Source organism: Shewanella sp. S23-S33 (genome assembly GCF_043359565.1).
In the GTDB taxonomy this organism is placed as follows: domain Bacteria; phylum Pseudomonadota; class Gammaproteobacteria; order Enterobacterales; family Shewanellaceae; genus Shewanella; species Shewanella oncorhynchi.
The window spans coordinates 40,054-58,803 of the sequence record NZ_JBHFFD010000002.1 but is presented as its reverse complement, the minus strand read 5'-3'; the positions used below and the strand labels follow the sequence as shown (position 1 = coordinate 58,803).

General features: G+C 47.0%; 17 protein-coding genes. 14 read left to right on the top strand and 3 right to left on the bottom strand.

What is annotated here, in order from left to right; all coding sequences use genetic code 11:
* Window positions 1-106: 106 nt before the first annotated feature.
* Window positions 107-397 carry a cytochrome c3 family protein gene (locus ACHA99_RS00530; RefSeq protein WP_028759787.1) on the top strand — a complete coding sequence of 97 codons (291 nt, stop codon included), beginning with the start codon at window positions 107-109 and terminating at the stop codon, window positions 395-397.
* 237 nt (window positions 398-634) lie between these two features.
* On the opposite strand, the gene ACHA99_RS00525 is transcribed toward ACHA99_RS00530, so the two are convergent.
* Window positions 635-2,644, bottom strand: coding sequence for an ATP-dependent DNA helicase (locus ACHA99_RS00525; RefSeq protein ID WP_393940311.1), 2,010 nt, complete (start codon window positions 2,642-2,644; stop codon window positions 635-637).
* Between the two features lie 431 nt (window positions 2,645-3,075).
* On the opposite strand from ACHA99_RS00525, the gene ACHA99_RS00520 reads away from it, so the two are divergent.
* Window positions 3,076-3,576, top strand: coding sequence for a GNAT family N-acetyltransferase (locus ACHA99_RS00520; protein WP_263198487.1), 501 nt, complete (start codon window positions 3,076-3,078; stop codon window positions 3,574-3,576).
* 218 nt (window positions 3,577-3,794) lie between these two features.
* Here the strand turns inward: ACHA99_RS00520 and ACHA99_RS00515 are convergent, their stop codons facing one another.
* Window positions 3,795-3,995 carry a hypothetical protein gene (locus ACHA99_RS00515; protein WP_393940307.1) on the bottom strand — a complete coding sequence of 67 codons (201 nt, stop codon included), beginning with the start codon at window positions 3,993-3,995 and terminating at the stop codon, window positions 3,795-3,797.
* A gap of 541 nt (window positions 3,996-4,536) precedes the next feature.
* On the opposite strand from ACHA99_RS00515, the gene hisG reads away from it, so the two are divergent.
* From hisG to ACHA99_RS00455, 12 genes are all read left to right on the top strand, one after another.
* Entirely contained in the window at window positions 4,537-5,436 is a 900-nt protein-coding gene (gene hisG, locus ACHA99_RS00510) for an ATP phosphoribosyltransferase (protein ID WP_105252639.1), read from the top strand.
* 3 nt (window positions 5,437-5,439) lie between these two features.
* Complete coding sequence (gene hisD, locus ACHA99_RS00505; protein WP_393940304.1) at window positions 5,440-6,762, top strand: histidinol dehydrogenase; 1,323 nt, start codon at window positions 5,440-5,442, stop codon at window positions 6,760-6,762.
* Window positions 6,763-6,806: 44 nt separating this feature from the next.
* Window positions 6,807-7,982, top strand: a complete 1,176-nt coding sequence (gene hisC, locus ACHA99_RS00500) for a histidinol-phosphate transaminase (protein WP_306685303.1) — start codon at window positions 6,807-6,809, stop codon at window positions 7,980-7,982.
* 114 nt (window positions 7,983-8,096) lie between these two features.
* Window positions 8,097-9,188: a bifunctional histidinol-phosphatase/imidazoleglycerol-phosphate dehydratase HisB gene (gene hisB, locus ACHA99_RS00495; RefSeq protein WP_306685302.1), complete on the top strand. Its 1,092-nt coding sequence runs from the start codon at window positions 8,097-8,099 to the stop codon at window positions 9,186-9,188.
* Between the two features lie 31 nt (window positions 9,189-9,219).
* A complete protein-coding gene (hisH, locus tag ACHA99_RS00490; protein WP_393940301.1) occupies window positions 9,220-10,032 on the top strand; it encodes an imidazole glycerol phosphate synthase subunit HisH in 813 nt (270 codons plus the stop codon).
* A gap of 70 nt (window positions 10,033-10,102) precedes the next feature.
* Window positions 10,103-10,840: a 1-(5-phosphoribosyl)-5-[(5-phosphoribosylamino)methylideneamino]imidazole-4-carboxamide isomerase gene (hisA, locus tag ACHA99_RS00485; protein WP_393940297.1), complete on the top strand. Its 738-nt coding sequence runs from the start codon at window positions 10,103-10,105 to the stop codon at window positions 10,838-10,840.
* Window positions 10,822-11,595 carry an imidazole glycerol phosphate synthase subunit HisF gene (gene hisF / locus ACHA99_RS00480; RefSeq protein ID WP_393940295.1) on the top strand — a complete coding sequence of 258 codons (774 nt, stop codon included), beginning with the start codon at window positions 10,822-10,824 and terminating at the stop codon, window positions 11,593-11,595. Before hisA ends, hisF begins: the two co-directional genes overlap by 19 nt.
* A gap of 103 nt (window positions 11,596-11,698) precedes the next feature.
* Window positions 11,699-12,355 carry a bifunctional phosphoribosyl-AMP cyclohydrolase/phosphoribosyl-ATP diphosphatase HisIE gene (gene hisIE, locus ACHA99_RS00475; RefSeq protein WP_393940293.1) on the top strand — a complete coding sequence of 219 codons (657 nt, stop codon included), beginning with the start codon at window positions 11,699-11,701 and terminating at the stop codon, window positions 12,353-12,355.
* A 533-nt stretch (window positions 12,356-12,888) separates the two neighbouring features.
* Window positions 12,889-14,076 (top strand): aromatic amino acid transport family protein, encoded by a 1,188-nt coding sequence (locus ACHA99_RS00470; RefSeq protein WP_393940291.1) that lies wholly within the window; start codon window positions 12,889-12,891, stop codon window positions 14,074-14,076.
* Window positions 14,077-14,379: 303 nt separating this feature from the next.
* Window positions 14,380-17,817 (top strand): YdbH domain-containing protein, encoded by a 3,438-nt coding sequence (locus ACHA99_RS00465; protein WP_393940288.1) that lies wholly within the window; start codon window positions 14,380-14,382, stop codon window positions 17,815-17,817.
* A 13-nt stretch (window positions 17,818-17,830) separates the two neighbouring features.
* Window positions 17,831-18,049 carry a YnbE family lipoprotein gene (locus tag ACHA99_RS00460; protein WP_028759774.1) on the top strand — a complete coding sequence of 73 codons (219 nt, stop codon included), beginning with the start codon at window positions 17,831-17,833 and terminating at the stop codon, window positions 18,047-18,049.
* Between the two features lie 24 nt (window positions 18,050-18,073).
* Window positions 18,074-18,409 carry a YdbL family protein gene (locus ACHA99_RS00455; protein WP_106650697.1) on the top strand — a complete coding sequence of 112 codons (336 nt, stop codon included), beginning with the start codon at window positions 18,074-18,076 and terminating at the stop codon, window positions 18,407-18,409.
* A gap of 76 nt (window positions 18,410-18,485) precedes the next feature.
* Here the strand turns inward: ACHA99_RS00455 and ACHA99_RS00450 are convergent, their stop codons facing one another.
* Window positions 18,486-18,656, bottom strand: coding sequence for a hypothetical protein (locus ACHA99_RS00450; protein WP_263199595.1), 171 nt, complete (start codon window positions 18,654-18,656; stop codon window positions 18,486-18,488).
* Window positions 18,657-18,750 lie beyond the last annotated feature (94 nt).

The following is an 18,750-nucleotide window of genomic DNA, read 5'->3' as shown; positions in this document are numbered from 1 at the left end:
GCGAGAAAAATACAGTTCCAACTTCAAGTTACATATTTCATAGCTAGATATGTGATTTACTCGCTTCAGAATGATGATTTAACCAACAATAAAAAAGGAAAATAACATGCTTAAAAAGATGATGCTAATGTGCGCACTGTGCTTTTCAACTAATTTAATGGCGGTATCACTTGCCGACAGTCATTCTGAAAGATCTGACTGTGAATCCTGCCATAAAGATAAAAAACCTTCAGCAGATTATGTTTTTGAAAATCAGCAATGTGTATCATGCCATGGAGAAATGAAAACTCTCGCAGGTGAAGCTCATACTAAACATGATGGCGTTTTAACATGCACCAATTGCCATATCGCTCATCAAGAAAAAGCACCAGCAGATGCTTGCAAAGAATGCCATTAATTCACTAAAAATCTAAAACCAAAGGCCGAAGAATTATTTATTTTGAATGGAACCATTAGGCAGGATGCCACTTGACCCAACCTCCAAGGGTGTTTGCCATCTATTGCTCACAGGTGGCAATTTTTACCTACGTTTTTATATCCTTACAATATGTGTAACGGCTCAATACTTAGCTCAGAATTCCATATCCGGCAAATAGGACAAGTTTACGTATGCTAGGTAAGCCATAGACGACTCTCAGGGGATTGTTCTCAAAAACGCCAATGCCTTTTCTAGGTCACGGGTGCGCGCCATCGGTGGCAGCGAGTTTAAAAAAGCTTGGCCATAGTAGCGATTCACAATGCGATTATCGCAAAGGATCAGCACACCGCGATCTTTTTCATCGCGAATAAGACGGCCAACACCTTGTTTCAGCGTAATAATCGCCTGCGGTAACGACACTTCAGTAAAAGGATCGAGTCCCTGACGACTCACATTGTCAGCTCGGGCGCGATACAGGGGCTCATCGGGCGACACAAAAGGTAATTTGTCGATAATCACGCAGCTTAACAATTTACCGCGCACATCCACCCCTTCCCAAAAACTACTGGTGCCGAGCAATACCGCATTGCCGAGTTGGCGAAACTTAGTCAGCAGACTCTGTTTACCCGCTTGGCCTTGTACCAACAGCGGATACTGAGTGCGAGTTCGCAATGCCAGCGCCGCTTGTTCGAGCATCTTATGGCTGGTAAATAAAATAAAAGTCCGTCCCTGCGCCGCATCTATCGCTTGCACGCACACATCCACCAGCTGCTTTAACGCTTGCTGTTGATTGGTCACGCTCCCAAGTTGTCTAGGCACACAAAATACCGCTTGGCGGGGATAATCGAAGGGACTGTCGAGAATGCTTTGCTGCGCATCAACGATACCCATTTCTCGGGCAAAATGAACAAGACTGCGGTTAACCTGCAAAGTTGCCGAGGTAAATATCCAGCTGGTTTCGGGCACAAATAACTGTTGGCACTCACGGGCAATATTGATTGGTGAAATTCGCAGCACCACAAAGCGACTACCAAATTCGATGCTGTAGGCCGCCAAATTATTATCACAGTTAAAAAACACACTGAGCTTATTATTCAGCTCAGCCAACTTAATGGCGATATCATCTAACAATTCACTGCGGCCAATATGGGCCATTAATAAATTCTGCAGCGCAATTAATTCCGCTAACAAATCCCATGACGCCGCCGCGAGCGCTTTATTGCCCAGCACTAAACGCCAATCGGATTCGCCGCAGGAATATAACTGATTATGCCAATCACTTAATTTAGCGAGGCAACGCTGGCAAAATTGGGCGAGTTGCCCCGTATCACTGAGTTCGGTCTGATAAATAGCGAGTAGCTTTTGAATGAAATCATCGATAGTACGACTCGAACATTGCTGGCCAAAATAGTTAACGCAAATATCGGGTAATAAATGCGCTTCATCGAAAATCACCACATCAGGATCGGGTAATAACTCGGCAAAGCCCGTGTCTTTCAGTACGCTATCGGCGAAAAATAAATGGTGGTTAACCACAATAATTTTGGCATCCATGGCACGGCTGCGCGCCTTGCGGGTAAAGCAGGCATCGTAAAAATCGCAGCGCTTACCAATACAGCTTTCCTTAGTGCTGACCACAAGTGGCAGCGCCGAAGAATTCTCAGGCACTGAGGTTAAACCGCCAATATCACCATCTTTACAGGTGCTCGCCCACTGATTGATTTTCAACAAATCATCCAACAAACGCGCATCGATATGCGTCGCCTCGCTCATTTGCTTATCGAGTCGCCACTGGCACAGATAATTATTGCGGCCCTTTAGTAGAGCCAGTTTAGGCTCAATCCCCAACATGGCGACCAGCGCGGGTAAGTCTTTAAAAAACAACTGCTCTTGCAAGTTTTTACTGCCCGTACTGACGATGACTTGCTTACCGCTCAATATCGCGGGGATCAAATACGCAAAGGTTTTACCTACACCCGTGCCTGCCTCAATCACCACATTACCCTTCACCGCTATCGCCTCACTCACTTCCTGTGCCATTTGCATTTGGCTTGTTCGCGCACTAAATCCTTGAATATATTTAGACAATACTCCATCGGGCAAAAATGCGCGTTGCACTTCGGACGCGAGTCGACTCACCGTAGCGGTGCCTTTTAAAGCAGAAGGCTTAGCGACGGTTTCTTTAGAGGAAACATGCTTTGATGTCGGTTGGCGGGAGCGAGTCAAAGGGAGAATCAATCCTTTATCAAGGTGTTAGGAACGTCAGTGAAAACAGTACTGCAAGTCCACACAATAAATTACTGAGCGAATGCATAGTGAAACTTTTAAGCACAAACAATGGTTAGTACCGCATGCCACTGCCGTAAACAATAGCGTTAAGCTTAACAGCTCGAAGCATTATGCTGATTTGAGATAAGACTACAAGTTAGCCGCGTAATTAACACCAATTTAAACGTCGGTATTTGCTAGCATCCGCCAAAGCATGTGCGCTAGCTATAACGGTTCGCAAACTTCTGTCGATTTCAGCCTGCCACTAACCATTTGAAATAAATAAGCTACCTCAGCAAAGCAAAACTCTATACCATTATATACGCTCGATAACAGGATGTTTCAGTGCCCAAGCATCAATACTAAAACGCAGGTAATCAGGATGAATGATGTCAAACGTTAGTCTTATCAATTTAAAAACAAGTGACACCACAACGCTACAACGTCTGCTCCAACTTTATTATTTTGATTCAACATCTTGGAGTAAAGAAGATATAGGCATTGATGGGTTATATGATGGCTCTACAGCCTCAGATCTTGAATCCTATGTTAACTCACAAGAGGCAAAAGCCTACCTCATTTGGGTAAATGAAGTATTGGTAGGCTTTGTTCTACTAGAATCGGTTGAAGATGAAAAAAGGCTTATCTGGGAACTGGCTGACCTCTTTATTCTTCCTAAATATCGCGGTGGTTGGATTGCGCTCGAAGTAGTCCGTCAAATATTTGAGCAGATTAGCACACCGATACTGGTCGCTACATTCAAAGAAAATGAACTGGCTTTGCGCTTTTTTAAAGCGGTATCAAAACGATTACAGCTTAATTCAGTACGTGAGTTAATCGAGGATGAAACTACTCCGTTTTATACTTTCATCATAAATGAACACATCTAACAATCCATGTTATTCAAGTTTTTCTAAGCCACCCATTGTTTGTAGTAGTACGGTTAATTTGGCCATCTAGTTAGAATTGACCTCAGCAATTTCTACGTTTTTTGACCTTCGCCATACTTATCGTAATGTGAACTAGACGATTGTGAGTAATAGATCTTCCGCGCTTTTGTCCAAAAGCGTGCTGCGTGTCTCCTTAAAACCTACAGTTTATGCTAATGCTAAAAAGGTAGGCCATGGTGATTCGCGAGACGACCGTCCGCCCCATGGACGGGGCGGTCGAGCATCCAAGGACGGACTAGCTGCGAGTCGGTGAGTGAACACCATGGCAAGCCTGTATTAATGAATATCAGCAAATGCTCACAACTCAAGTTACAGTTCCCCTGCACGACTTCCAACACATTTCCATCTACTTTCAACATCCACCCAACAAAAATGCTCAATAACTTTATTTAACGATAACCTTCTGCCTTTCACAAAAACGCATAAATATTCTCATTTAATTCAAATTAGCTGTTGCAAAGGCTCATAAAAGCGGTTAGTTTAAATCCACTTATACGGATAGACGTCCGTAACAACGAATTCAACGCTTCACTGTATTTCGAGCAGTTAAGCCAATAAAGTTAAATACCGAGAGAGTAAAATGAGCCCACTACTGAACGCTATCCAACACCATCACCACCATATGCGGTAGCCTTCGGACGCTCACTGCCGGAGGACTATATCCTTCTGGCGGACTGATTCAAGATGATCATAAACCCCTGGAAGGAATTCCGGGGGTTTTTGCATTTAGGCGTTAATTTCGGTTTTAATTTAAATAAAAAACTTTTAGATATTTAATAAATTATCAATACGTTAGCTAGATTTCTTAGCTAGGGCCCATTGAATGGCAGGGCGTATTAAACCGATTAAACAACACTTTTTGAATCTTTTAATTTTGATACTTTTGAGCGAGATAACACTATGACTGAATCGAACCGTTTACGCATCGCCATCCAAAAATCTGGCCGTCTTTCTACTGACTCTCAGCAACTGCTAAAAAGCTGTGGTGTTAAATTTTCCATTAATGAACAACGTCTTATCGCTCACGCTGACAATATGCCTATCGATTTACTGCGCGTTCGTGATGACGATATTCCAGGATTGGTGATGGACGGCGTGGTTGATATGGGGATCATCGGTGAAAACGTGCTCGAAGAGGAACAAATCGAGCGTCAAACCCTGAACAAACCCGCAGAGTGCCTAAAACTGCGTCAGTTAGATTTCGGATCATGTCGCCTCTCGTTAGCCGTACCAACAGAATTCAGTTACGCCGATGCCTCCTCGTTAGAAGGGTTACGCATCGCCACGTCTTACCCGAACCTGCTACGTCGTTTTATGCAACAAAAAGGCATAACTTATCGCGACTGTATGTTAAAAGGCTCGGTTGAAGTCGCCCCGCGTGCCGGCCTTGCCGATGGGATTTGTGATCTCGTGTCGACGGGCGCCACCTTAGAGGCCAACGGCTTATACGAAACCGAAGTGATTTACCGCTCTATGGCCTGCATCATTCAATCGACCCAAACCCAATCGCCGACTAAACAAGCACTCATCGACAAAATTCTGTCCCGCGTCAACGGCGTTATCCGCGCCCGTGAGAGCAAGTACATCCTGCTACACGCGCCAACCGAAACCTTAGATCAAATCGTCGCCCTGCTGCCCGGCGCTGAAAACCCAACCGTATTGCCATTAAATGATGATACTAACCGCGTTGCTATCCACGCCGTCAGTACCGAAGATTTGTTCTGGGATACCATGGAACAGCTGACCGCACTCGGTGCCAGCTCTATTCTGGTAATGCCAATCGAAAAAATGATGGGGTAATGTATGGAAATCCTAACTTGGTCAACCTTATCAACCACCGAGCAGAAAACGGCGCTGAAACGCTCGCCTTTAATTGGTGACAGCGGCTTAGAGCAAAGCGTTCGCGCCATTATCGATGCGGTGGCAACGCGGGGTGATGCCGCCATTGCCGAATTTAATCAAAAGTTTGATGGCTTCAATAGCGCGACCAGAGATTTAAATGGACAAGGAAGTGGCGAGCTGCGCATGGGTGAAGCCGAGATTGCTGCAGCAAGCGCACGGGTATCACCAGAGCTGAAAGCAGCGATCGCCAAAGCCATGGCGAATATAGATGTGTTTCACAGCGCCCAGCAATTTCGTCCGATTGATATGGAAACCGAGGCGGGAGTACGCTGCGAGCTACGTAGCGAACCGATTGAAAAAGTGGGTTTATATATCCCCGGTGGCAGCGCGCCATTAATTTCTACCGTGATGATGCTCGCCCTGCCCGCCAAGATCGCCGGCTGCGAACAAAGAGTATTGGTCAGCCCACCGCCGATCAACGATGCCATTATCTATGCCGCCAATGCCTGCGGGATCACTGAAATTTATCAAGTGGGTGGCGCGCAGGCCATTGCGGCACTGGCCTTTGGCACAGAAACGATTCCCACGGTCGATAAGATTTTTGGCCCAGGTAATCGCTACGTGACTGAAGCTAAACGCTTAGTGTCACAGGATGGCCGCTGCACTGTGTGTATCGATATGCCGGCTGGTCCTTCTGAGGTGTTGGTGATTGCCGATAGCGACGCCAATTGCGAATTTATCGCCGCCGATTTGCTTTCACAAGCTGAGCACGGCCCTGATTCACAAGTGATTTTAGTAACGGATTCGCAAGCTATCGCCGATGGCGTGAATGATGCACTAACAAGACAACTCGCTGCCCTGCCGCGTTGTGATATAGCTACAACGGCACTACTGAGCAGTCGCACTTTTGTTGTGGACGATATGCTGCAAGCCGCGCAGGTTTCTAATCAATATGGGCCTGAGCACTTGATCATTCAAACGCGCTTTCCCCGTGAGGTGCTGAAAAACATTCGCGCCGCGGGCTCGGTATTTTTAGGCGCTTATACACCTGAATCTGTTGGCGATTATGCCAGTGGCACCAACCACGTGCTGCCGACTTACGGTTACAGCCGCGCCGTGTCGAGCCTGTCATTAGCCGACTTTAGCCGCCGCTTTACCGTGCAGGAACTCAGTGCTAAGGGCTTAATCGGATTGGGGCAAGCGGTCATGACGTTAGCCAGTAACGAATTGCTCGATGCGCACAAAAATGCCGTCGCCATTCGCCTAGCTAGCCTAGAGAAATGACCCGCTTAACCTTAAGTAATTGAAAATAGAGCTGAGTGAAGAAAATGAGCCAAGTGAGCAGCATGGAAAAGACAACAGAACCCGTAGCATTAGCATCGACGTTAGCACCGGCGCCGCTAACGTTAGCTGAGCGCCTAGCGCGCCCTGAATTACTGGATTTAACGCCCTACCAGAGTGCCCGCAGACTGGGCGGTCGTGGTGATATTTGGATCAATGCCAACGAATCGCCCTTCAATAATGTCGATACGGCAGCGCTCGATTTATCAAAATTGAATCGTTACCCAGAATGCCAACCGCCGCAGCTTATCAGTGCCTACAGCAACTACAGCGGCGTGAGCACCAGCAAGATAGTTGCCAGCCGCGGCGCCGATGAAGCGATTGAACTGTTAATTCGCGCCTTTTGTATACCTGGCATCGACAGCATCGCCTGCTTTGGCCCGACGTACGGCATGTATGCCATCAGCGCGAACACCTTTAATGTGGACGTTAAAGCATTAAATCTCAGCGCGGAATATGGCTTGCCGTCAAGCTATGCCGAGGACGTTCGCGGCGCAAAACTGGTGTTTATCTGCAATCCCAATAATCCGACGGGCACAGTGATCGACAAAGCCATTATCGAGCAAGCAATCAAAGTCCTGCCCGACGCGCTTGTAGTCATCGACGAAGCCTATATTGAGTTTTGCCCCGAATACAGTGTGGCGGATTTACTGGAAAGCTATCCGAATCTAGTGGTACTGCGCACCCTATCAAAAGCCTTTGCACTCGCCGGCGCACGTTGTGGTTTTATGCTAGCAAACGAGGCCGTAGTCGAAATCATTATGCGCGTGATTGCGCCCTATCCTGTGCCGCTACCCGTGAGTGAAGTCGCCACACAGGCGCTATCAAGCGCTGGCGTTGCAAGAATGAAAGTGCAAGTTGCTGAATTAAATGAGCAAGGCGCCAGACTCACAGCGGCGATCAGCGCTTATTGTTCAAAATCGAATAGTTCAGAGTCCCGCGCCCGCGTGCTCAAACCTAACGGCAATTATGTGCTGGCTGAATTTGATGATGTCGCCAAGGTAGCTGCGTTACTGCAAGGCAGCGGTGTTGTCGCCCGCGCCTACAAAGACCCAAGGCTTGCTAAGGCCATCCGTTTTAGCTTTAGTTCAAAGGCGGATACCGATGTGTTAGTGAATTTATTTGAATCGCAACGCACTGAGCAGCCATCAGAAAATGAATGATAAGTCACTGATAATAAATCTCTGATCATAAAAAACTAATAAAAAGCGAATGCAACGCTGAAAGTTAAATCAGCTTAAGCATTAGCTAAACGAATTGAATTTGAAGGTAGAGCCATGAACCCACAATTTGTCCCGAATGTTGCACAAAAAATTCTGTTTATCGACCGCGATGGCACCTTAATTGAAGAACCCGTCACCGACAAACAGGTCGATAGTCTGGCTAAATTAGTGTTTGAGCCACAGGTGATCCCCGCTTTGCTACGTCTGCAAAAGGCAGGGTTTCGCTTAGTCATGGTCAGCAATCAAGACGGCCTTGGCACACCGTCTTTCCCGCAGGAAGATTTCGACGCGCCCCACAATATGATGATGCAAATCCTCAAAAGCCAAGGGGTGAACTTCGAAGATGTGGTGATTTGCCCGCACTTTAACGATGAAAATTGCAGCTGCCGTAAGCCTAAGCTTGGGCTAGTGAAAGACTATCTCACCCAAGGCTGTATCGATTTCACCCAATCAGCGGTGATTGGCGATCGCGAAACCGATGTGGAGCTGGGCAATGCCATGGGCATTAAAAGCCTGAAATATCAACGCGACACTTTAGGTTGGAACGCCATCGCCGATGCGCTGCTCAATAAAGGCCGCACAGCCACGGTCGTACGTACCACCAAAGAAACCGACATTCGTGTGACTGTTGATCTCGACAGCCCCGTTAAAGGCAAAATCGACACTGGCATTGGCTTTTTCGACCACATGCTCGATCAAATTGCCACCCACGGTAATTTTAGAATGGATGTGAAAGTCGATGGCGATCTGGAAATCGACGATCACCACAGCATCGAAGACACGGCACTGGCCATAGGTGATGCCCTGCGCCAAGCGCTTGGAGACAAACGCGGCATTGCCCGTTTTGGCTTTAGTCTGCCAATGGATGAAGCTAAGGGTGAGTGTCTGCTGGATATCTCTGGCCGCCCTTTTATCAAATTCTCGGCCGATTTTGAACGCGAGCATGTGGGCGAAATGGCCACTGAAATGGTGCCGCACTTCTTCCGATCCTTTGCCGATGGCCTGCGCTGTACGCTGCATGTGTCGACGCAGGGCGATAACGATCACCACAAGGTTGAAGCCATGTTTAAAGTGCTCGGCCGCGCGCTGCGCCAAGCGGTTAAAGTCGAAGGCGATATTCTGCCATCGAGCAAAGGCGTGCTTTAAGGCATCAGCATAAATCGTTTAAGAGGTTAGGATGCAACAAGACACTCTATTAACAGCTGGTCAGCAATTAACAGCTAGCCGACAATTAACAGCAAATGCATCACCAGATGCTGAAACCGTCATCATAGACACGGGCTGCGCCAATTTAAACTCAGTACGTTTCGCCTTCGAGCGTTTAGGCGCTAAGGTGTTGGTCACAGACGATAAAGCCAAAATCAAAGCGGCAAAACGTGTGGTGCTGCCGGGTGTGGGTACGGCGGGAGCCGCCATGGCGTCCTTACATGAAAAAGGCTTGGTCGAACTCATTCAAGGCCTGACTCAACCTGTGCTAGGTGTGTGCCTTGGCATGCAAATGTTGGCGGCAATTTCTAAGGAGCGCGGCGGAAAAGGTCAAGATTGCGAGTGCTTAGGCATAATCCCAATCGACATTTGCGAGCTGGATACGCAGTTACTCAAAGCTGAAAGCCTACCTTTGCCGCACATGGGCTGGAACCAACTTAAGCTTACGACAAACTCACAAGGAGCCAAAATCCCTAACGTTCACCCGCTGTTTACGGACATTGAAGATGGCAGTTATGTGTATTTCGTCCACAGTTACCGCGCGCCGTTGAGTGAATTTACCTTAGCCCAATGTTCCTATGGTGAAGGCTTTAGCGCCGCCATCGGCAAAGGCAACTTTATGGGCGTGCAGTTCCACCCCGAGAAAAGTGCCGCCGTGGGCGCGCAAATTCTGCGTAACTTTTTGCTGATGGACGAGTTACAGATGAACGAAGCTCTGATGAACGAAGCGCTGCAAAGCAACTCTGCTGATGGCCAATCTGGTGTAAAGAAGGCTGACCAATGAATAAATTACTCATTAAAAAAGTATTTATTAATAAATTACTTATAAACAAATCAATCAAGGATATGAGCTTATGATTATTCCTGCGATTGATTTAATTGATGGCAATGTCGTCCGCCTTTATCAAGGCGATTACGGCCAGCAGACCACCTTTGATTTAAGTCCTTTGGCGCAGCTGCAATCCTACGAGGCACAAGGCGCTAAGTGGTTGCATATCGTTGATTTAACAGGCGCGAAAGATCCCGCGAAACGCCAAACTCGCCTTATCAGTGAATTAGTGGCGGGACTAAACGCTAACATTCAAGTGGGCGGCGGTATTCGTACTGAAGAACAAGTCACTGAATTATTAGCTATCGGTGTAAAACGCGTGGTGATTGGCTCACTGGCGGTGAAAGAACCTGAGTTAGTTAAAGAGTGGTTTATCAAATACGGCAGCGAAGCGATTTGCCTCGCGCTCGATGTCAATATCAACCAGAGCGGTGAGAAAATGGTCGCCGTATCCGGTTGGCAAAGTGGCGGCGGTAAGAGTTTAGAATCCCTCGTAGAAACCTTTAGCGCGGTTGGCTTAAAGCATGCGCTAGTGACTGACATTAGCCGTGATGGCACCTTAACGGGCGCCAATACCGCGCTTTATCAAGAAATTGCAGCAAGCTTCCCCAACATCGCTTGGCAAGCCTCTGGCGGTATTGCGACTCTTGATGATGTGAGCGCCGTGCGTGACAGCGGCGCTGCGGGCATCATCATAGGTAAAGCCTTGCTTATCAATCAGTTTAACGTGGCGGAGGCAATCCAATGCTGGCCAAACGACTAGTCCCCTGTTTAGATGTAAAAGACGCTAAAGTAGTGAAAGGCGTGCAGTTCCGTAACCACGAAATTGTCGGCGATATCGTCCCGTTAGCCGCGCGTTATGCCGAAGAAGGCGCCGATGAGCTAGTATTTTATGACATTACCGCCAGCGCCCACGAACGTGTGGTCGATAAATCGTGGGTGAGCCGCGTGGCAGAGCAGATTGATATTCCCTTCTGCGTGGCAGGTGGCATTAAAACCATTAGCCAAGCCCGTGAATTATTAGCCTTTGGGGCGGATAAGATTTCGATTAACTCGCCCGCCTTAACTGATCCGAGTCTGATCTCGCGCCTGCAGGACGAGTTCGGCCGCCAGTGTATCGTGATTGGTATCGACTCCTTTTTCGATGCCACCAGCAACAGCTATAAGGTAAAGCAATTTACCGGCGATGAAGCGGCAACTAAGGATACGCAGTGGTTCACCCAAGACTGGGTTGAAGAAGTACAGAAACGAGGTTGTGGTGAAATCGTGCTCAATGTGATGAACCAAGATGGCGTGCGCGGCGGCTATGATATCAAGCAGTTAAGTCTTGTTCGTGCCATCTGTGACGTACCTTTAATTGCCTCTGGCGGTGCAGGGACTATGGTGCATTTTCGCGATGTATTTATTGAAGCTAAGGTCGATGCGGCGCTGGCGGCGAGCGTATTCCACAAGGCGATTATCAACATCGGTGAATTAAAAGCCTATTTAGCGGCCGAAGGGATCGCGATTAGACGCTAGAGCGGTTCTAGGTTCTAGGTTCTAGGTTCTAGGTTCTAGGTTCTAGGTTCTAGGTTCTAGGTTCTAGGTTCTAGGTTCTACAAACAGATTCAGAGTGAATACTATGTCAACGCAAACAAACACTAAGTCGGATTTTAGCCCTGTTCAAGTTAATGAGCTGGATTGGAACAAACAGGATGGGCTCATTCCTGCCGTTATCCAAAATCACTTATCGGGCAAGGTATTAATGCTCGGTTATATGGATAAGGCCGCGCTGGAAAAAACCTTAAGCACAGGTGATGTGACCTTTTTCAGCCGCTCAAAACAGCGTTTGTGGACTAAGGGTGAAACCTCAGGCAATACGCTAAAATTGGTGGCTATCGATAAAGACTGCGATAACGACAGCCTGTTAGTTCAAGTGATCCCCAACGGCCCAACCTGCCACAAAGGCACCGAAAGTTGCTGGTTAGATGACAATGCTCACCCATTTTTGAACAACCTCGCCAGCTTAATCACCTCGCGTAAAGGGCAAAGTGCCGATTCCAGCTACACGGCGTCTTTGTTTGCGCGCGGCACGAAACGTATCGCCCAAAAGGTCGGGGAAGAAGGTCTTGAAACCGCCCTTGCCGCTGCGACCCACGATAAAGAAGAGCTAGTTAACGAAGCCTCAGATCTTATCTATCACTTGCTGGTATTGCTTGAAGATCAAAACTTAAGCCTCAGTGACATCACAGCAAATTTGCTGGCAAGACATGAAAAGGCGCTAGAGAGCAAAGCATAATCTGCTTACTGTTCCTGATGTCTTACTATCGATTTTACCGCTAAAAATGCCGCCCGCTTAAATCAAGTCGGCGGCATTTTTTATCGCGCGATTCCCTCAAGTGCCATTGCCGCAATGTGATCAATGAATATCTTGCGCCTTAATCCTGTGACAAAAAATAATCAAAATACTGTTGTAATGGTTGACAAGTACAGTTCAGTTCCCTATGGTAACCTCCGTTGCCGTTAGGTTATTAAGGCAAAGCATCAAAACACTTATCCGTTTTTACTCAACACACGCTAAGGCAAGTTTTATGTGTTTCACACCCTTTTATACTCCCTATCTGTAGCCGCAATGGCATAGATAGGCACCTCGCCTGACCTTCCATTGTGGCCATATCCTTTCGGATCCGCTGAGCGCCACTGTCTCATTTGCTTAAATCATTTTGTGCTTGAATCATTTCATCATTGAATCGCATCAAAATCCTTTAAGACAGTTGCTTTAGGATCAAGTCTTTATCTCTTTTTCTTGCGACACGCTTTTGAGATTATGTTATGACACAGAATAAAATTTTCGGCAGTTTACTGCTTATCGCCGGCACCACAATCGGCGCGGGTATGCTGGCTTTGCCTATCGCATCGGCGGGACTTGGTTTTGGCACGTCCTCCGCCATTATGCTCATCCTGTGGGCGCTAATGGCCTACACGGCGTTGCTAATGGTAGAAATCCATCAATTCGCCCCCAGCGATGCCAGCCTTAATCACTTGGCGCAACGCTTATTAGGTCGTAAGGGCCAGTTGATCGCCAATAGCGCCTTGATGTTTTTACTTTACGCCCTTTGCGCCGCCTACATTGCTGGTGGCGGTGAGCAAGTGAACCAAAAGCTGAGCACTTGGCTAGGGCTAAGTTTGCCACCACAGGCTGGCGCCATCCTGTTTACCCTGCTGATTGGGGCGATTGTGGGCATGGGAACTCACTGTGTGGACCTTATCAATCGCGGTTTGTTTGCCCTTAAGCTATTGGCATTACTGCTTATGTTGGCCTTGTTACTGCCGCAGGTAGAAAGCCCACATTTGCTCGAACTCCCACTTAACCAAGGTTTGATTATCACGGCTATTCCGGTGATTTTTACCTCCTTTGGTTTTCACGGTTCGATTCCCTCAGTGGTGCGCTACTTGGGCGTTGAAGTCAAAGCCCTGCGAAGGATCATGTTGTTTGGCTCGGCTTTGCCATTAGTGATTTACCTTTTGTGGCAACTGGGCAGTCAAGGCGTATTGAACCAAAGTCAATTGCTCGAAAACCAGAGTTTATCGAGCTTTATCAATCAACTGGCAAGTGTACTGCACAGTGAATACTTAAGTAGCGCTATAAGTCTATTTGCCGATCTCGCCCTTGCGACCTCGTTTTTAGGGGTGAGTTTAGGTTTGTTCGATTTTATGGCCTCAAGCTTAAGGCAAGAAGATAATGCAACAGGTCGAAGTTTAACCGCGGCTATCACCTTTTTACCGCCCTTAGGTTTTGCCCTCTTCTACCCTCAAGGTTTTATCACAGCGCTGGGTTACGCGGCGATTGCGCTGGTGATCCTCGCCATCTTTTTACCTGTGGCCATGGTGTGGACACAACGCCAGACAAGGGACGCTGCCAATATGCAGACAGGTTACCGCGTTGCGGGCGGCAAGTTAGCCTTAATGCTCGCCACACTTTGCGGAATTGTGGTGATCGCCGCCCAGATATTTAGCTAGCCGCAATTCACTCACCAAGAGTGAGTTAACCAAAAGTTAGCTAGCTCGAATAAAAGATTAAGTACAAGAGCCTGTAAAACCTCAACTATTGACAGCAGGCGCTTGTCTATTCAATGATCCTTTCACATTAGTCAGCTAAGCCCTTGAGTGTTAAACTGCCTCAAGTGCTCGTGCGCGATATAAAAGTTCCGAAGTAACGAACAAAATAAAAGTGCCAATGAAATATACACATTCGTGTATTTTTGCACTGCTAAGGCACGAGTTTGATCAGGGCTCAGTCAATAAGGATAAATATCAAACCCAATGCCAATCCACAACAAGCCAAGCCGTGGCAATGCCTCTGATAGCAAGGCACCTCAACACGAGGCAACGCAGATATCCGCTGGCCCTCGCAGTGGTGCTTTAGGTTCTGGAACGGATACTCATGTTGCTGCACAAAATCGCCGTAAATTCCCCCTGAAAAAGACCTTATTGGCGACCAGCTTAACGGGCATCTTGGCGGGCGTGGCGTTAACTGTTTGGATTGTGAATACCCAGGCTGAACAACTCATCATACGGGCGGCAAATTTTGCCCTCACAGGTATGGACAGCGAACTGATTGACATTGAATTAGGGAAAAGTCAGTTAGAACATTGGCGAATTACTTCTGCCAATCTGAGGGTGCATGATAGCCATATCAAGCTTAATGATCTGAATATTCAGCTAAAACTTGACTGGCCACAGAGTTTTGCCGAACTTAAACAGTTCAGCCAAGCTTCTTACCTCACTCAAAAAATCACCCAAATATCCACAGGTGATATTGAGGTCGAGTTAGGGCAATCACTGTTTTTACCCAATCGAAATGCCATCGATGAACAAGGCCCCGCATTGGCCTTAGATATCAAATCATTACCACTCATCGATATCGGAAAAACCAGTCTTATTCTCAAAGCCCAGCATCTCAACACCCAAAATGATTTACCCGTCTATCGTTTGATGATGGACAAGTTGAGCCTCAGCGGCGCGGGGGAAATCAACAGCGAGTTTAGTCACGCAGGCGAAAGCATCGCCACACTTAAAGCCACACTCGAAACCAACAAATGGCAACTCATGAGTCAAATCCAACTCGCGCCGCTGCTTGCGAGCTTGCATCAAATCAGCCTGAGGCAAGCGCAGGACAGTGTACTGAGTCCGTTAACTGAGCTTGATAAAGAGTGGCAAGCGTTAGCAATTGATTTACAAGGCCAATTGGTATCCAACAGCAGTATTACATTAACCTCAGGCGAACTTATCAGTGAGCATCAATTAATCGATCCAAAGCTGACCTTTAATCAACTGGCTGCACTAGAGCTTGCGCCTAAACCCGAGCTTGCACCTAAGTCTGAGTTAGCATTTAAAATTGCCGGACATGTAGCTGAACTTGACCTAAAACTAGAGCCCTTTAGCTTAGCGCTGAGTCCAAATACAGAGCAGCAACAGCGATTGATGCAACTGCTCGATAAGTCGCTGGCTAAGCCTTCATCTCAGTCAGTATCTGAACCAGTATCTCAACCGATAGCTGAGCAAGTGCCTGATCCGCTAGCAAGTCAAATCGCTAAGCTACTATCGGGGCTCAAAAGTACAGATACACCAGTGGGAATCGCACTGACATTACCTGAAGCCCTGCACTATCCGCTGACTCAAATTCCGCAAGATGTGCACTTGGCTAATCCCCTTTCGATTAAACTTCCTCAAGTGAAGCTTAAAACCTTAGGCAGTAAGCTAGATACCCAAGTCGATTTGGCCAATGTTGAAATCACAAAATCAACCGAAGCACTGTCCTTCAAAACAGATTGGCGCCTTAGTACGAGGCAAACAGGCTCAATGCAATTATCTGAATTGTGGGCAAATCCGCCGCAGGACTATAGCTGGAATAATAGTCAGTTAACGACAGCAGGCACATTTAACTTAGTTCAGACGCCAAGTTCAACCGATTGGCAATTTATCACTGCCGCTACCAAATCGACTGAACTGACTCAATCAACAAAACAAAATACTGGCAACACGCTACAGTTCGCCGTGGGTGAGCTTAAGCGTATTAGCATGCAAAATAAAAATGCGGCTAAACATGCAGAGTTTAGCCTTGGTAGTATCGCGATAAATGCCCTCGCGCCGCTGAACATAAGCTCGCAAAAAAGCACTCATACTCAGAGTTCTGGTATTCAAAACGCTAGCATTCAGAAAGCCAGTCCAGCGCAAAGCTCAGTGCCCACATCTGATACCGCAAACAGGTTAACCCTTGCCATACCGCCTTTAACCTTAGCACTGGAGCAATTGTATTTTTCGCAGACCAAACAGACTTTAGTGACAGATGATGTCGTCACTGAGGCTAATGCGGATAAAAATGCTAGCACTAGCATCATAACGAAAACCGATATGAATGCGGGCCATTTCTCGATTGCATTACAAAAAGCCATGTCATTTGAGCTTAAACCCGATATCGAAGCGCTGTTCGACTCAATACTCGCTACCACTTGGCGTAATCAACTCGCATGGCAAGCAAGTCAGCTTAATATCGAAAAACAGCTCAGCAGCAAAGGCCGCAGCCGCAAAGAAACCGTACTTAAGCTGGACAAGTTAACGCTGGCACAAAGCTTAGATTGGAAAAATAATACGCTCTTTGGTGATGAGCATTGGCAAGTGGGCACTGTTGAGCTGCAAAGCCAACACAAGTTGAATCTTGCCACCGCGAACAATCCCTTAGTGTTAACGGGCCAATGGGTAGTCAACACTAGCATGACCGAGGCGCTAGCCTTGCTCAATCAAACCCAACCCTTACCATCTGAGCTTAATGTCACAGGTAATAACCAATTACAGGCGCAGTTTAATTTAACCCAACAGCGCGATCAGACCCAATTTGCCATGCAAATAACTCAATCGATGACAGAACTTGAAGGCTTTTATAAAGACATCATTTTTGAGGGGGGAAAACTGCAAGCGCAATGTGAGTTTACTTGGGGGCAATCTTATAAAAAAGAGTCTCATAACAAGTCACAGGATAAAGGCTATTTTAGCAGCCTCAGTAAGCTCAATTGCCCGCAGACGCTGATGACCTTTAACTTATTTGATCCAGGCTTCCCACTGACCGATATCGAAGTGGAAGCCGATATCGCCCTTGGCAAAGATGCCGAGAAATTGCCCGACAATTGGATACAACAACTCACAGGCTTAAGTGACACCGATGTTTCCATGACCGCCAAAGGCAAAGTGCTCAGCGGCCAGTTTCTGCTGCCAGAATTTAATCTTAAATTGCAGGATAAATCCCATGCCTATCTGTTACTGCAGGCCATGAGTCTAGAAGAGGTCCTGCGTATTCAACCGCAAATTGGCATCTATGCCGACGGCATATTCGATGGCGTGTTGCCCGTCGATTTAATCAACGGCAAAGTGTCGATCACTGGCGGGCAATTAGCCGCGCGCGCACCCGGCGGCCTCATCGCTATCTCGGGCAACCCCGCCGTTGAGCAGATGCGCCAATCCCAACCGTATCTAGACTTTGTCTTTTCGACGTTAGAACACTTACAATACAGCCAATTATCAAGCAGCTTTGATATGGACCAAGCCGGTGATGCTAAACTACTCGTCGAAGTAAAAGGCCGCGGTGAAGGGATTGAACGCCCTATCCACTTGAATTACTCCCACGAAGAGAACATGCTGCAATTATTTAGAAGTCTGCAAATTGGTAATGACTTGCAGGACAGAATCGAAAAATCAGTGAAGTAACAAGGAAACCTCAGTGAAGATAATTCAATTACAGCAAATTAGCATAGGTACCCGAAGCGCGCTTATCGCATTGGTAGCCCTAGCCTCATTGCAGGGCTGTACGCCCACAGTCAAAATAGAACCGCCAGATAAACCTATCGTTATCAATCTCAATGTGAAAATTGAACATGAGATACGGATCAAAGTAGATAAGGAATTAGACCAACTCCTGTCAGACGATAAGCTGTTCTAATTAAATAAGAATTGAGGAATCACCATGAAATCAATCCGACTAAAAACAAAGTTATTATTGCTATTAACCCTCAGCTTCTTAAGCCTAAGCGCCTTTGCTATGTCACTTCAAGAAGCTAAATCACAGGGCTATTTAGGCGAACAAGCCAACGGCTACTTAGGATTAGTGCAAGCCAATCCCGAAGCCAAAGCCGTGATGGACGACGTAAATAACAAACGTCGCGCCCACTACGAAACCATCGCCAAGAAGAACAAACTATCCCCAGCCGATGTTGCTAAACTCGCAGGCGAAAAAGCCATAGCCGCCACAGATAAAGGCAACTATGTGCAAGATGCCAAAGGCAAATGGATTAAAAAGTAGTCCGCTTTCTAAGGCTCTAGCGCGTAAAAGCAAAGCGAATAGAAATAAACAAAAACGCCTGCAATCGCAGGCGTTTTCATTGGTGGTCGATAAAGGGAATGATTTGCTGGCCAATACCTTTGAACGAGGATCTAGATTTTAGATTGTTTGATGGAGTTTGGTTAAGCACTGTCATTCCAGTGACTCGCAGCAAGTACATCCGTGTATGCTCGTCCGTGACATCCCTGTCACGGACGGTCACTTCCATGACTGTGCCTAATCTCATCGACCTATACTGGGTAACCAAATTTAACAATGGGTGCCTTATTAAATTCTCAACATCCAATTTGAACTGAAAACGC